Annotated in this window: 13 protein-coding genes; 3 read left to right on the top strand and 10 right to left on the bottom strand. The window is 56.6% G+C overall.

Annotated elements, in window-relative coordinates; all coding sequences use genetic code 11:
• Positions 1 to 53 precede the first annotated feature (53 nt).
• The 10 genes from CPAR_RS04225 to CPAR_RS10605 form a co-directional block, all read right to left on the bottom strand.
• The gene (locus tag CPAR_RS04225; protein ID WP_012502071.1) at positions 54 to 830 is read right to left on the bottom strand and encodes a class I SAM-dependent methyltransferase; all 777 of its coding nucleotides are present in this window, start codon (positions 828 to 830) and stop codon (positions 54 to 56) included.
• A 26-nt stretch (positions 831 to 856) separates the two neighbouring features.
• Positions 857 to 1,333: a GNAT family N-acetyltransferase gene (locus tag CPAR_RS04220; RefSeq protein ID WP_012502070.1), complete on the bottom strand. Its 477-nt coding sequence runs from the start codon at positions 1,331 to 1,333 to the stop codon at positions 857 to 859.
• 203 nt (positions 1,334 to 1,536) lie between these two features.
• The gene (locus tag CPAR_RS04215; RefSeq protein WP_012502069.1) at positions 1,537 to 2,211 is read right to left on the bottom strand and encodes a DUF1847 domain-containing protein; all 675 of its coding nucleotides are present in this window, start codon (positions 2,209 to 2,211) and stop codon (positions 1,537 to 1,539) included.
• Between the two features lie 26 nt (positions 2,212 to 2,237).
• Positions 2,238 to 3,509, bottom strand: a complete 1,272-nt coding sequence (locus tag CPAR_RS04210; protein ID WP_012502068.1) for an MFS transporter — start codon at positions 3,507 to 3,509, stop codon at positions 2,238 to 2,240.
• A complete protein-coding gene (gene purQ / locus CPAR_RS04205) occupies positions 3,506 to 4,264 on the bottom strand; it encodes a phosphoribosylformylglycinamidine synthase subunit PurQ (RefSeq protein WP_012502067.1) in 759 nt (252 codons plus the stop codon). Before purQ ends, CPAR_RS04210 begins: the two co-directional genes overlap by 4 nt.
• A 15-nt stretch (positions 4,265 to 4,279) precedes the next feature.
• Entirely contained in the window at positions 4,280 to 4,534 is a 255-nt protein-coding gene (gene purS / locus CPAR_RS04200) for a phosphoribosylformylglycinamidine synthase subunit PurS (protein ID WP_012502066.1), read from the bottom strand.
• A gap of 44 nt (positions 4,535 to 4,578) precedes the next feature.
• Positions 4,579 to 5,379, bottom strand: a complete 801-nt coding sequence (pssA, locus tag CPAR_RS04195) for a CDP-diacylglycerol--serine O-phosphatidyltransferase (RefSeq protein WP_041466126.1) — start codon at positions 5,377 to 5,379, stop codon at positions 4,579 to 4,581.
• Between the two features lie 217 nt (positions 5,380 to 5,596).
• Positions 5,597 to 6,430, bottom strand: a complete 834-nt coding sequence (panB, locus tag CPAR_RS04190) for a 3-methyl-2-oxobutanoate hydroxymethyltransferase (RefSeq protein ID WP_012502064.1) — start codon at positions 6,428 to 6,430, stop codon at positions 5,597 to 5,599.
• Between the two features lie 12 nt (positions 6,431 to 6,442).
• A complete protein-coding gene (locus CPAR_RS04185; protein WP_012502063.1) occupies positions 6,443 to 7,183 on the bottom strand; it encodes a lipoate--protein ligase family protein in 741 nt (246 codons plus the stop codon).
• Between the two features lie 222 nt (positions 7,184 to 7,405).
• On the bottom strand, positions 7,406 to 11,005 hold the full coding sequence (locus CPAR_RS10605; RefSeq protein ID WP_012502062.1) for a choice-of-anchor I family protein: 3,600 nt from the start codon (positions 11,003 to 11,005) through the stop codon (positions 7,406 to 7,408).
• An 828-nt stretch (positions 11,006 to 11,833) separates the two neighbouring features.
• Here CPAR_RS10605 and CPAR_RS04175 point away from each other — a divergent pair.
• From CPAR_RS04175 to CPAR_RS04165, 3 genes are read left to right on the top strand one after another with little or no spacing between them, the layout of a single operon-like run.
• Positions 11,834 to 12,238 (top strand): CoA-binding protein, encoded by a 405-nt coding sequence (locus CPAR_RS04175; protein WP_012502061.1) that lies wholly within the window; start codon positions 11,834 to 11,836, stop codon positions 12,236 to 12,238.
• 26 nt (positions 12,239 to 12,264) lie between these two features.
• Entirely contained in the window at positions 12,265 to 13,359 is a 1,095-nt protein-coding gene (locus CPAR_RS04170; protein WP_012502060.1) for a D-alanine--D-alanine ligase family protein, read from the top strand.
• A 56-nt stretch (positions 13,360 to 13,415) separates the two neighbouring features.
• A complete protein-coding gene (locus tag CPAR_RS04165; RefSeq protein WP_012502059.1) occupies positions 13,416 to 13,994 on the top strand; it encodes a tetratricopeptide repeat protein in 579 nt (192 codons plus the stop codon).
• Positions 13,995 to 14,124 lie beyond the last annotated feature (130 nt).

Here is a 14,124-nt window from a genome sequence, read left to right as displayed (position 1 = left end):
GATGCAGAAGACACTAAAAATACTGTTTCAAACAGATTGTTCTTCGCTGCGATTCACTTTGTGGCCAAAAGGTTAATGCGCCGGAAGGTCTCGAAGCAGCGCCCATCCGGCTCGCGGGTCTCTTCGATCATGCGCTGCACCACTAAGTCGCGGAACGCCGGTTGTTCGCGCTCGGGCAGGTACGGCAGAAACGGTACGATACTCGGCTGATCAATCCAGCGCGTCATGGTATCGGCGTCGGGAAAATGGCGGTCGGCGTTTTCGCCCCAGACCTCGACGTTCCGTAACCCGCTCGCTTCAGCAAGCTTGCGGTAGGCTTCGAGCGACGGCATGAACCAAGGCCACTCGAAGGCCGCGAAAAAGCTCCGGAACCGCTCGTCGCTCATCGCCTCGCAGATCACCCGAAAAAAGGCCATGCAGTTGCCATCCCCCGCGAAGTTGAAGCGCACGCGCCCGCCCGGACGCAACGCACGGCGCACGTTGCGCAGCAGCTTTTCGTGATCTTTGACCCAGTGCAACGCTGCGTTCGAGAAAATCACGTCGAACTCATCCTCGAAATCAAGATCGTCAATGTCGAGCAGCCGGAAATAGAGATTGCCTCCCGCCTTCGGCAACGCGGCGTCGATCATGCCGCGCGAGGCGTCGATGCCGATGGCCTCGCCCTCCGGCAGCAATTCTGCGATCACCGCTGTCAGGCTTCCGTCACCGCACCCCAGATCGAGCACCCGCTCGCTGCCCTTCAGGCCAAGCTCGGCAATCAGCTTCCGACCCCACTCCTGCTGATGGGTCGAAGCCTTTTCATACCTCTTTCCGTCGAATTCGTGCGCCATAATCGTATCGATTGGAGTTATGAACTTCAAAGCTTGAAAATGAAATTGGCCACCGATTCCCGTTCCTGCCAGCCAAGTTTCTGGTAAAATCCGCGTTTATAGGAATCGCGGCTACGACCATTGCAAAGCATCAGGCGCGAACAGCCGCGCTCCCGAGCTTCCCGTTCGACGGTTTCGATCAGGCGCTGACCAATCCCCTGACCCCGCCACGCATCATCGACAAACAATTCGGAAACATATCCTTCCGGCGCAGCCAGAAACAGATATGGCAGCCACTGCACGGTACAGTAACCCACAACAATCCCACTTTCGGTCTCGGCAACATAAACCGAACGGCTGTCGGCTTCCGTATATGAACTTTCGAGAAACGCTTCGATCCGCTCGGCATCGGTCTGGCGCGACTCTTCAGAGAAATACGAAAACCATCCGGACTGCAACAAAATCGCAGCAATGGCAGCTGCATCATCAGCAATTCCCGTTCGTATTGTTATGCTCTGAGGCATTGCAACTCCTTACAGAAAAGCATTAAAACAACCAACATTCTCTATTCAATAATAGAGCCACAAAATATGATTTTGCATTGCATGAAACATTTCACAAAAATCATGCAATGATGCAATGAAACAAACATATTGTTTCCAAAACAGGTTATTTAGCAATCCAGGCAGGAAAGTCGATAGTATCGTCCGGTCGATCGGGAGACAACTCAAAGCTCCCGACCAGACTCCATCAGTCGCTTGTAGTAGGAACCGGAGGTATAGAGCGCGGCGGCAGGGTTGTGGGCGAGCACTCGATCCTTGACGATCAACGTGGTGGCCGGCGCGTCTGAGTGTTTTGTGAAGAGGCTGTCGTGGCCAACGCAGAGGCCGATGATGACGTTCAGGCCGGTGCCGTGCTCGTTCATGAGGCGGGCCTGAAGCACCGGGTTGCAGAGCGATTCGTGTGTGCCCGGCTGGAGTTTAAGCTCATCCTCGATGCCGATCTCGCCTTTATCCACAGCCCCGGCTTTGCAGAGCACGGCAAAGGGTTCGAGTCCGTTGGCCCGCAAAACCTTCGAGAAAATCCTCGCCTCTTCGGCAAGACCGACGCACATGGCCAGCCCGATCTTCTTCGCGCCGAGCCGGTTGGCAAAAGCGACAATCTCCTCGGCACGAGTCAGCTTTCCGTAATAGAGCCCCTCCACCTCGGCGGCGGCGCGGGCGATGCGGGCGTCGATGCCTTCACCCCGGTACTGGTCGAGGCACTCGTCTATCTTTTGCTCATCGAGGGAACCCGCCACACATTCGTCCGGCAATCGCTTCTCTTTGCGGTAACAGCTCATGGGCCGGCAGTCCTTGCAACTCCGTTCTTCAGCGCCGCCATTCGATACGTTGTCGTTCATAGTCTTTGTCCTCCGCTATTCGTTTATCAGAACTCTGCCCGATCAGGCTCATCGAGCCTGCCTTTCACGAGCTTCCGGCCATCTCGCTGCACAGCACCGTCCGGATTCGTGGCGCTGGTGCTCACGCCGGTCAGAATCAGCAGGCCGATAGCGAAAAACAGCAGCAGCGATGCCAACGCCGCCTTCTGGCTTCCGGCCTGCACCGACACGAAACCGAACACGAGCGGCCCGATCACCGCCGAGGCTTTGCCGAAACTGCCATCGTAAAAGCCGAAAAACTCGGTGCGATGCTCCTTCGGCGTCAGCCGCGCCATCAGCGAGCGGGAGGCCGCCTGCGACGAGCCCATCGAGAGACCCGCCACCAGACCGGTCACGAAAAAGCTCTGCTTGGTGGAGGCGAAAATGGCCAGAAAGATCACGAAAATCCAGATAAACAACGTCAGGACGATAGCGCGTTTCGGGCCGATACGATCGGTCACAAAACCAAAAACGATCGAGCCCACGATGGCCGTCGTCTGAACGGTGATGAAGAATTTGATCAGTTCCGTCGCCGTAAAGCCAAGCGTGTTCTGAGCATAGATCGAGGCGAAGGCGATCACGGTCAGTATGGCGTCGTTGTAAAAAAAGAACGCGAGCAGGAAGCGGGCCAGATCGGGATAGCTCATAATGTGACGGATGGTGTAACCCACCTCCCGAAGCGAATGGAGAAACGATGCGTTCCTGCGGCGCATTCCGGTTTCGCCGGGCAGCAGCCCCGCCTTGCCTTTCGTGTCGCGCAAGGTGAAGAAGAGCGGCGCCGAGAACACGGCGAAAAAGAGCGCGACGACAAGGAAGCTCAGTTGCAGATTGGGGATGTTCGAGCTGTCGATCCCCTTCATCAGGAGCGGCTGCAACAGCAGCAAAATCGCCAGCGCGCCAAGATAGCCCATCGCAAAGCCGTAACCCGACACCCTGCCGATACTGCGCTGCGACGTAATTTCCGGCAGGTAGGCGTCGTAAAACACCAGCCCTCCCTCGAAGCCGATGTTGGCGAGAATGAAGAGTGTGGCGGCGACAAGCACGTTACCCGGCCCCGAAAAGGAGAGCAGCGCCGTGGCGATGACCGAGACGAGCGTGAAGGCGAACAGGAAGCGTTTGCGACGGCCCGAGTAGTCGGCCTGCGCGCCAAGCACCGGCGAGATCACCGCCACCAGCAGCATCGAAATGCTGACGCTGTTGCCCCAGAGCTGGTCGCCCTGGGGATCGCCCTGGCAGATGACGTTTTTAAAATAGAGGGGAAAGGCGAAAGTGACCATCATGACGCTGAACGACGTGTTGGCGAAGTCGAACAGCAGCCACGAGAAGATCTTTTTGTTCCGGCAAGATGAGCAAACAGGGATTCGAAAACTCTGCGGCCATCACCAGAGCCGAGCAGCTCTTCGCTGGCCCGCTCGGGATGCGGCATCAGGCCGAGCACGTTGCCCTGCTTGTTGGTAATACCGGCGATGTTGTTCAGCGATCCGTTGAAATTAGCTTCGGCAGTAGCATTGCCTTCCGCATCAGTATAACGGAAAACCACCTGGCCGTTCGATTCGAGGCTGTCGATGGTCTCAACGGAGGCGTAGTAGTTGCCCTCACCATGCGCAACCGGCACGCGAAGCACTTCGCCCTTTTCGTAACGATCGGTAAAGATGGTCGAGTTGTTCACCACGCTGATGGTTGACTGACGGCAGATAAACTTCCGACCAGCGTTGCGGATCAGCGCGCCTTCGAGCAGGCCGCTTTCGACCAGCACCTGAAAACCGTTGCAGATGCCGAGCACCGGACGGCCTTGCCCTGCGAAGTCGATCACTTCACGCATGATCGGCGAGAAGCGGGCGATGGAGCCACAGCGGAGGTAATCGCCGTAGGAGAAGCCACCAGGGAGAATAATCGCGTCGCAGCCTTTCAGGTCGTGCTCGTTGTGCCAGAGCATGACCGGCTTGACTCCGGAAAACGAGGCAACGGCATATTCGGTATCGTGGTCGCAGTTCGAACCGGGAAACACCACGACGCCAACGTTGAGATCAGCCATAGCAAAAAGCGAAATTTAGTTGACGGGTTCCAGTTCGAAAGTGAAATCTTCCATCACCGGATTCGACAGGAGTTTCTGACAGATTTCGATCGCGACCTTCTCGGCCTCAGCGCGTGAGTCCTCGCCGATAATCACCTCCATGTATTTACCGATCCTGACCGATGAAACGCTTGAGTAGCCGAGATTTTCAAGCGCATGCTGCGCAGCTTTACCCTGCACGTCGAGAATGGAGGGACGCAAGGTCACCTTGATGTTCGCCTTGAATGCCATAACTGGTTACGTTGCATGTTTAGATGACGCCGGAAAGAGACGCTTCAGACCTGCCATTGCCTGACCGTGAGCGTCAGGGACCTGATAATTCCCAGCAGAATATACAATAACATGGAGACAAAAAAAGCCTTGGCCTGAAAGAAGAGCACGCAGACAATCGCGATTGCGTAAGCGCTCATCTGCACGGGATGCTGGCGGAACGAATCGCGGGTAGGTTTGGGCAGCGCGTCGTAATTCACCTTGCTTACCATGAGCACGGCAAGCACCACGCTCAGCAAAGCAAGGCCACGCTGAAGCTCGATGCCGGTCAGGAGCGGCTCGGCCGTCATCCAGAGCACAAACGAGGCAACAGTCATAGCCTGGGCCGGTGTAGGCAGCCCGGAAAACGACTCCTTGTTGTAGCCGATCAGGCTGATATTGAACCGCGCAAGCCGCAGGCCGCTGCCTACCATCAGCAGCGAGCTGAGCAGCAGACCCCACGGCATTCCAAGGTGTTCGAGTCCGAATTTATAGACCAGATAGGCCGGAGCCGCGCCGAAAGAGACCAAATCCGAAAGCGAATCGAGCTCGACGCCGAACTCCGAGGAGCCGTTGGTGAGCCGAGCCACAAACCCGTCGATGGTATCGAAAAACGCCGCGACAAAGATGAGCCAGCCGGCAATGATAAAGCTCTTCTCGCCGGACATGATGATGGAAACATAGCCTGAAACCATGTTCATGACCGTAAACGCCGAAGGAACAAACGATCGTGAAACGAACGGAAAACGGCCCTGAGGCCGTTCTGTTTCGTCCTGAAGAACCGGCGGATACTGCTTCCTTGCTGTTTTTCTATCGTCTTTACCCATACAAACTGTCATACATCCGACGGCGCCATCTTGTCAGGGAAAGGCTATCCGCATGAAAAAAAGTGAGCGAAAAATCTTCCGGATAAGCATCAGGCTCTGTTCAACCATGTGCAGGAGATCAAGGCCGGAAAACGCTCCGGCCATTTCCGGCATGTTTTTTAAAATAGAAGATTTATCACAACATGAAAAGCAAAGAGTGCTGCATACCAGCCAAAGCTCAGTAGCTTTCATCCTCCGAAGGAAAGCTGTTGGCTCGCACATCAGCCACATAACTCTGCACAGCCTTTTCAATGACCGATGAGAGGTCGGCATAGCGACGGACGAACCTCGGGTGGAACTCGGTGTTGAGACCGAGCATGTCGTTGATCACCAGCACCTGGCCGTCGCACTCCGGCCCGGCACCGATGCCGATGGTCGGAATAGTCAGCGAGCGGCTCACCTCCCCGGCGAGCTTCGAGGGAATCTTTTCGAGCACGATGGCGAACGCCCCGGACTCTTCGAGAATGCGGGCATCCTCCATAAGCTGCTCGGCCTCGTCGCCCTCCTTGGCCCGCACCTTGTAGCTGCCGTATTTGTAGATCGACTGCGGCATCAGGCCGAGGTGGCCCATTACAGGAATACCGATGTCGGTAATCCGTTTGACCGCTTCAGCGATCACCTTGCCGCCCTCCATCTTGACGGCGTCGCACTCATGTTCTTTCATGATTTTGCCCGCGTTGCGCACCGCATCCTCCGGCGAAAGCTGGTAGCTCATGAAGGGCATGTCGACAATCACCATCGCGCGGCTCGTCTCTGCCTGCACGCCGCGAACCACCGCTTTAGCATGGTAGATCATCTCGTCGACCGTGATCGGAAGCGTGGTATTGTGGCCCGAAAAGACGTTGCTGGCCGAATCGCCGACCAGAATCGCATCGACTCCCGAGCGGTCGAGAATCCGCGCCATCGTGTAGTCGTAAGCGGTCAGAACGGCAATCTTTTCGCCGCGCTCTTTCATATCGAGCATCCTGCGGGTCGTAACGTGAGGCAGTTTGTTGGCGGAACCGTTGGGCATGATGGAAAAACATTAAGTGATTGAAACTTGAGACACGCCGAAACGTTCAAGGTCATCCTGACTCAGAACCCTTGCCCCCTCTTCAGCGGACGTTCCGGCGGCTGAGACGATCAGGGGCACCAGCTCGGCATAACCGGCATCGGTAAACTCATCGAGCGACGCGGTCTTCTCTGCCATACCGGCATCGACCGCTTCGACAAGCTCGCGGGACGCACCTGCAAGATAACGAGAAATCTGACGATGGCGTGAAGAAAGAGGTAGCGAACCGTGCTGAAGGATAACATTACCGTGACGGCGTTGCGCCGAACCGACCAGCTTGCGTCCATCGACCTGCAATTCGTAGCGGGCTGACGCTGTGAAACAGGAAACTGAATCCGCCGAAGCGTACCGGGCCCGGAAGTCGGGCTGCGTCCGGCAGAACTCCGCCTCGACGCCAACGCCAGCCAGCGCCTGTTGCAGCGTTTCGTGCACCATGCGGTAGATGGTTTCGTTCGGCAGCTCAGTCGCCGCGAAAAACGAATAGGTCAGTTCATCGGCATGAAACACCGCTCGCCCACCGGTGGGACGGACGACGACATCGACGCCATCGGCGCGGCACCGCTCCCGGTCGATCTCTTCCGGATTCTGGTTTTTGCCGAGCGAAATGGCCGAAGGTGACCACGAATAAAATCGCCAGAGGCAACCGTTCGCGCCGAACAACCGCTGGAACGAATCATCGGCCATCGCCTGCATGAGCCATAGATCGAGTTCCATGTTGAACCGGCCGGAACCGGCTCCGGTATCAATGCAGCAAACGGATGAAAAAAGAGGTGGCATGTTCAGATATCGAAACAAGGTCGTCCTGCCTGAAATTGCACGGACGCGCCGGCAGGAGTGCGCGACCGTCACGGAAATATAGGAAAAGAAAAAACCCCCGCCATCCGGCGACAGACCGGATAGCGGGGGAAAAAACAGTCGCTCTAAAACAGACTCGACTCAGACCGCAAGAGCTAGGCTACCATCAGCATCCACGGGCACACCAACGATCAGATCGAAGGTCTGGCTCGCGTACGCGCCGCTCTCGTCGGTAGCTGTCACCACAATCTCCAGCGCGCCGACATCTTCACTGTCCGGCGTACCGCTGAAAATCATCGCCACCGGATACGGCGTCGTGCCGCCCTGTGCCGGATCGTAGCCAATGGTCGGATCGTAGGTATCGGGATCATACGGATCCACGCCGTTCAGTGCCGCATAGTTGTTGTACGACGTCACATCCCAGGTCGTAGCGTAGCCCGTCCAGCCGTCTTCCAGCTCGCCCCAGTCCTGCCATGACAGGCCGAAGTCTTCACCGTACAGATAGCGGCTTGCGGCAATTTCATGCTCGATGTTCATGCCATCGCCGATCATCAAAATGATGTGCTCGGCGCCGGCATTCTCGGCGGCGTTCATCATCGCATCGTAAATCTGCGTGTTGTCGATGATGTCCGTGCCGGCGTAAATCTCACCCGCAAGCTCGGCGAAGTACTCCGCACCCGCGCCGCGCGCAGAGACCGTCACCAGCTCGTTGGTGTGACCGCCGGATGCGTAGGTCACGTCCGTACCCACCTCGCCGAGGTCGCCGATGCCAAGCACGCTCTCGTTGCGCATGTAGCTGTTCGAGTGGTCGCTCGTGACGATCACCAGCGTGTTCGACCAGTCGATGTCATCATCAGGATTCAGATCGACAAATTGCTCCACTGCCTGAACCGCAAGATCGAGGTCATAGACGCCACCGATCATGCTTTCGTAGTCGTTGGCGTGGTTGCTCCAGTCGATATCGCCCTGTTCGAACATAATGAAGAAGCCGTCCTCGTCCTGGTTCAGCACCGTCAGCGCAGCATCGACCATTTCAGCCATCGTCGGGTCTTCATCAACCGTCGGAGTGCCGTCACCCGTGCTGCGCGTGATCGTTACCTCGCCCGGAGTATCCGCTACATCGTAGTACTCAAAATGGCCGCCCGTGGTACCGAACAAGCCGAACAGCCTTTCGCCGGCAGCGAGGTCAACGTTCGCTGCGGCTGCGGCCAGCGCATCGCCGCCGTCAACGCCCGACGCGCGCTCCACGAACTCCACGTTGGCGGTGTATTCGGTGTTCTGCCCGGTGTGGAAAGCATCGTATTCATCGTTGTAGCCGTTGTTGTCGAGGTCTCTGTCATAACCTGCCGCATCCTTGACCGCCTTGGCAAAGTAGCTGTCGAAGCCCGCGCCAATCACCACTTCCGGCTGCGTTTCGGTCAGGATTTCATGGGCGATGTCCCACTTGTCGCCACGGTTCACGTCGTGGCTCACCACACCGGCGGGCGTTGCATGCGAAAACTCCACCGTGCTGGCCACGCCGATAGCGAAGCCGTAGTCAGCGCGCAACGTTTCGGCAATCGTCGTCAGCTCGCCGCCTTCAGGATCGCCCGCCGCCCACGAGATGTTGCCCGCATCGGTCTTCTCGCCGGTCACCATCGCCGTGATTGCCGAGGCCGAGTCGGTGGCCCACTTCGACGAATCCCCGTTCAGGAAGTACGCTTCCATCGTCTCAAGATCGTGGCTCGACGCATCGAAGTGCAGCCAATCGGGCAGCTCCGAACCGTCGGCCAACGTTGCCGTGTAAGTCAGCGTGTCGCCATCAACATCGGTAAAGGCGTTGGAAAGCACGCGGTAGTTGAGCTGCTCACCCGCCAGTACGGCCACATCTTCGATTTCAATGCCGACCTTCACGGAGCTGTCCACCTCGAAGATGCTCACGGTATTGGACACCTCATTGCTGACAATCAGCAACTCGTGGCCGGTCGGGCTATCGGCAGCCGAGATGAACAGCACACCTTCCGGACTCACATCACCGGGATTCCTCAGATACTGCACGAAGCTGACATCCGACGGATCGGTGACGTCATAAACCATCACACCGCCGCCACCCCGTTCGAGGGTGACGAATGCGAGGGTTTTTCCATCCACGACGCCGATGGTGATGCCCTCCGGTTCCGGCCCCTTGTTGTCGGAACGGCCATCATCGAAAAGCCCATCGCCATAAGCATCGGTGAACAGGCCACTCTCGGCGACAAACTGCTCGATATGCGAACCACTGTCGAAAACGATGTTACCTTCGGAATCGAGAATGCTGAACGAACGGGCGCCGTAAGCGAGGAGCTGGTCGATGTCGCCGTCGCCATCGGTGTCACCGTTGTTGCCCGGCGCATTCGAGACGTTGAGGCGGCCGAGTTCGCTATTCGTCTGAAGCTCCGCCGCGTCAGGAAAAACCGTCGGATCGAGCGTGAGGTCTTTGACCCGGGCGCTCTCCGGCGTGTCCAGAAAATCGTCGCGGTCATCGCCTTCGTTCGCGATCACATAGTAGGCGTGACCGTCCGCGCCGGTAAACGACGCAATGGCGTCCGGCATGTACTGACCGTAAACAGGAAGGCCAGTTTCGAGATCGATGCCATCCTTGTCGCTACCGTCGAACGGCAGGCTGGAGAAGCTCTTCAACCCAAGCGGCACGATGTCGGTGAACTCACCCGAAGCGATGGCGAGAATGGCGATAGCGTTGTTCTCCTGAAGCGTCACGAACGCCGTTGTGCCGTCGGGAGAGATGCTGATGTATTCTGGTTCGAGGTCTTGGGCGACCGTCGTGCTTTCAAAGCCCTCCTCACCGGCAAAGAGCCTGACGCCAGACTCTTTGAGCGCATCGATCTGGTCGTTGAACGCGCCGAATCCGGCGGTTGCGACGGTCGCAAATTCTACTCCGGCGCTGAGGTCGATGATGCTCACCGAGCCTTCGGGATCATTATCCACGCTCGCCATTTCGCCCTCGTTGGCCACGAGCACCTTGGTGCCATCGGGTGTGAAGGTCAGCATGTCAGGATTCGCGCCGACCGTGACGCTGCCGAGAATCATCGAAGCATCAATTGTGTCCGCATCTGCATCGAGGAAGTAGACCGTACCCGGCAACGTTTTGTCCGCATTGGCGACCGCAACCGCGACGATGCCGTGGCTGACGGAGACGCTGTTGACCACGTTGCTGCCGAGGTCGATGGTGCCAATCTTGGTCATCTGCAACTGACCGTCGATGCTGACAACCTGAAGGCCGTCTTCGGGAGAGGTCACGAACAGACGTCCGCTGTCGGCATCGAACGCCGAAATCTCAGCGCCGAAATCCATCTGGATTGTCGAGGCGAACTCAAAGGACTCGCTCTCCGATGGGGTCAGCGAAAGATGGTTTTCAACCTCGGCATTTTGAAAGGAGACCACCTTGTGACCATCGAGCTTCTCAAGAGTATGCGGCTTTGCGGTATACGAAACCGTGAGCTGCATCGAGCTGTCGATGGGTGACGCCAAGGTCAGGACAACCTGGTTGTTGACCACCTCAACTCCCGTGATCGTCTGTTTTTCATCATCGCTGAGAACGGTAAACTGCTTGAGCGCCGGAAGGCTCGACGCATCGAGTTTTTCTGAAAAATAGAGGGTCACGACATTGCCGAGACCGTCCACGCTGGCATTGAGCAGCGAGTTATGATTGCCTTTACCATTCACGCTCTCATTGAGCAGCGAGATATGTTTGTTCTTTGGCATAGGATCTCCCTGTAAGTTGTAACGGTTGATGTGCTGGAAATGACGAGAGGGATCGGGCTGTTTACCATCCCGAAAACGCGTTCGGAACTCCCCTCGATTAATACGATTCAAAGTTACCGAGCGGCTATTACCGGCTCATTGAGGAAGTGTTACAGGAAAGAAAATCATGGTTACAAATCCGTGACGCCTACCGGGATTTGTTTAGTCGTAAGTGGTTGTACCGTATGAAAAGACAGAAGAAGAAAAGGGCGGATTACCAACAGAAGCGACCGGCTGCATGAGAATCAACTGGATGGATGAGAGAAAAAGGGATTTATGATAGCAGAAGTGATGAAATCGGCATCATCAATCAACTTTTGCAGAATTTAGTCAGCATTCTGGCCGACATCCTACCGCACAACTCCCCCAAGAAAAACACTTCAACAACAAACCATTATTTATCAATAACTTAACCAAAAATAAGCCATTGTATCACATCCTTTCATTCGACAAACCGACTTTATGCATCGCTTCCTTTTACCCAAAATAAAAGCAGCGAAAAGAGGTGAGGCTCTTTTCGCTGCTCGATTCCCAATAACCACTAGGCAGATAATATAAATATGACGAACATCATTTTGCTTCTTGCAACCCTGGTCGCGTTGATTGTGGTCATTAAGATTCAAATCTAATGACCTGGACATCTAGAAGAAAATGTTGCCCTGCCGAGGCAGCTACAAGCCTCGGCTTTTGTTTTTTCCCACAACCGGTTGTGAGTCTGCTACCAGACCGGTATTTTCATCAGGAACAGCGGCTTTCCAGCGGACTGATTGAAACTCTTTCATCTTAGTAATGGACATCAAATCGATACTCACCAACTACCGGCACATCGCCATCGTCGGGCTTTCAGACAAGCACGACCGGCCAAGCCATGCGATTGCGCGGCATCTGATGCACGAGGGTTATACGATTTATCCGGTCAATCCGTCAATCAGCACAGTGCTCGGGCTCGAATGCTGGCCTTCCCTTTTGGCCATCCCGGCTGAAAAAAGCCGGCTGATCGAAATTGTCGTCATTTTCCGCAAACCGCAGGATGTGCCGCCCATCGTCGACGAAGCCATCGCCATCGGCGCGAAAGTGGTCTGGATGCAGCTCGGCATCACCAACGAAGCCGCCGCCGAAAAGGCGCGCAATGCCGGACTCGATGTCGTCCAGAACCGTTGCATCAGCGTCGAACACCAACGCCTCGAACTCTGACCCGTTCAAACTCACCCAACACTGCCATGCCCAAGCAAACTGTCGCGCTCTTCTTCGGAGGAAAATCGGTAGAACACATCATTTCGATCATCTCGGCAAGGGCTGTGGCCAGCCATATCGACCATAGCCGCTACGACATCACGCCGCTGTATATCGACCGTGGCGGCCACTGGCATGGCGGCGCGTGCGCCAAGCGAATCCTTGCGCTCGACGTCGCAGTGCTGCTCAGGAACGGGGGGCAGGATGAGGTCTTCGAGCGGCTCGACGAAATCACTTCATTCGATGAAGGCAAACGCTTCGACCTGACGGCATTTTTCGACTCCATCGACGTGGCGTTCCTGACGCTGCATGGCTCGTACGGAGAGGACGGAAAAATCCAGGGCTGCCTCGACACCTTCGACATTCCCTATGCCGGTTGCGGCCTGACCTCTTCGGCGCTGTCGATGGACAAGGCGCTGACCAAACTGTGTGCGGCAGACGCAGGCGTCGAAGTCGCGGGCTTCATGTCAGTAACGAGCGCCGACTACGCCGCTGATCCCCAAGCAATCTGCAACGCTGTAACGGAACGCTTTGCTTTCCCGGTTTTCGTCAAACCCGCAAACCTCGGCTCGTCGGTCGGCATCTCGAAGGTGCATAACGCTGCCGAACTCCGCCCGGCGCTCGACAAGGCATGCGCACTGGACGCCAAGGTGCTGGTAGAAGAGACCATCACGGGCCGTGAAGTGGAGGTCGCCGTGCTCGGCAACGACGATCCGATCGCCTCCGTGCCTGGCGAAATCATTCCCGGCAGCGATTTTTATGACTTCGAGGACAAGTATGTCAAAAGCGACGCGAAGCTTGTCATTCCAGCCGACCTTCCGGGCGAGGTATCAGCGGCGGTTCGCAACGCTGCGTTGACCGTGTTCAAGGCACTCGGGTGCAGTGGGATGGCACGGGTCGATTTCTTCGTCGAGCATGGCACGAATCGCATCATCCTGAACGAAATCAACACCATCCCGGGATTCACCGATATCAGCATGTACCCGATGCTGATGTCCGCCTCGGGCGTCGAGTTCGACGAACTGATCTCCAGATTGCTGCTTTTGGCTTTGGAAAAGCGTGCGATAAACCCTAAAATTTGAGCTCAGGAAAAAAGTCCCCTTCACCTCCAGCCAACCCACTGGATCCAAAACGCGGTATGATCAGCAGCGACCCGCATCTCATCTTTGCCGACGTTTCTCTGGATATCAGTCGCGGCGCGTTCCAGTCGGCTCTCGACAAGCTGACCGAGATGGATGGGTGGTTTCCTGAATCGTACGTACTCCATCTGCTTTTTGCGCGTGCGTCCCGGGGGCTGAAACGCTATAGTGACGCAGCCCGGCATCTGACTCATTGCTGCCGCATCGCACCGTCGAACCAGGTCGCCTGGCAGGAGCTGATCGAGGTCAAGACGTTGGAAGCACAGCACCCGGAACCGGAGCCCGCGCCGGTCATCGACGCCATCACCGAAGAGCTCGAACAGCTCTCCGCCGCACTGTCAGCCTTCTCCGCGCCCGGCGCCACCGAATCCTACGACCCCACTCCCATCATCGAGCAGAAGCAACCCTTTCCCGACGACGCGTCGATTCCTGTACCGACCGAATCGCTGGCAAACCTCTTCATCCAGCAGGGTGCGTACAAAAAAGCCATTAAGGTCTATACATCGCTCATCCAGCTCAACCCTGCCAACGCAGAGTATTATCAGGGACAGATCGACAAGGTTCTGGAAAAGCTCTGAGCGTGAGAGCCTGACCGACGAAACAGGCACACGTAGGGGCAACCCTTGCGGTTGCCCTGGCGGAATTACCTGAGAAGCTCGCATCAAAAGGGCTTCCCGACAGGTCAGCCGTCATTCCCGCGAAGGCGGG

Origin of the sequence: Chlorobaculum parvum NCIB 8327 (genome assembly GCF_000020505.1) — a bacterium.
In the GTDB taxonomy this organism is placed as follows: Bacteria; Bacteroidota; Chlorobiia; order Chlorobiales; family Chlorobiaceae; genus Chlorobaculum; species Chlorobaculum parvum_A.
Note: the sequence above shows the minus strand (reverse complement) of the source record. Positions and strands in the feature narration are given on the sequence as shown.

Coding starts and splice junctions, on each gene's coding strand:
- CPAR_RS04220 (WP_012502070.1), bottom strand. CDS start 1,333: ATGCCTCAGAGCATAACAATACGAACGGGAATTGCTGATGATGCAGCT.
- pssA (WP_041466126.1), bottom strand. CDS start 5,379: ATGGGTAAAGACGATAGAAAAACAGCAAGGAAGCAGTATCCGCCGGTT.
- CPAR_RS04165 (WP_012502059.1), top strand. CDS start 13,416: ATGATCAGCAGCGACCCGCATCTCATCTTTGCCGACGTTTCTCTGGAT.
- panB (WP_012502064.1), bottom strand. CDS start 6,430: ATGCCCAACGGTTCCGCCAACAAACTGCCTCACGTTACGACCCGCAGG.
- CPAR_RS04175 (WP_012502061.1), top strand. CDS start 11,834: ATGGACATCAAATCGATACTCACCAACTACCGGCACATCGCCATCGTC.
- CPAR_RS04215 (WP_012502069.1), bottom strand. CDS start 2,211: ATGAACGACAACGTATCGAATGGCGGCGCTGAAGAACGGAGTTGCAAG.
- CPAR_RS04210 (WP_012502068.1), bottom strand. CDS start 3,509: ATGATGGTCACTTTCGCCTTTCCCCTCTATTTTAAAAACGTCATCTGC.
- CPAR_RS04170 (WP_012502060.1), top strand. CDS start 12,265: ATGCCCAAGCAAACTGTCGCGCTCTTCTTCGGAGGAAAATCGGTAGAA.
- purS (WP_012502066.1), bottom strand. CDS start 4,534: ATGGCATTCAAGGCGAACATCAAGGTGACCTTGCGTCCCTCCATTCTC.
- CPAR_RS04225 (WP_012502071.1), bottom strand. CDS start 830: ATGGCGCACGAATTCGACGGAAAGAGGTATGAAAAGGCTTCGACCCAT.
- CPAR_RS04185 (WP_012502063.1), bottom strand. CDS start 7,183: ATGGAACTCGATCTATGGCTCATGCAGGCGATGGCCGATGATTCGTTC.
- CPAR_RS10605 (WP_012502062.1), bottom strand. CDS start 11,005: ATGCCAAAGAACAAACATATCTCGCTGCTCAATGAGAGCGTGAATGGT.
- purQ (WP_012502067.1), bottom strand. CDS start 4,264: ATGGCTGATCTCAACGTTGGCGTCGTGGTGTTTCCCGGTTCGAACTGC.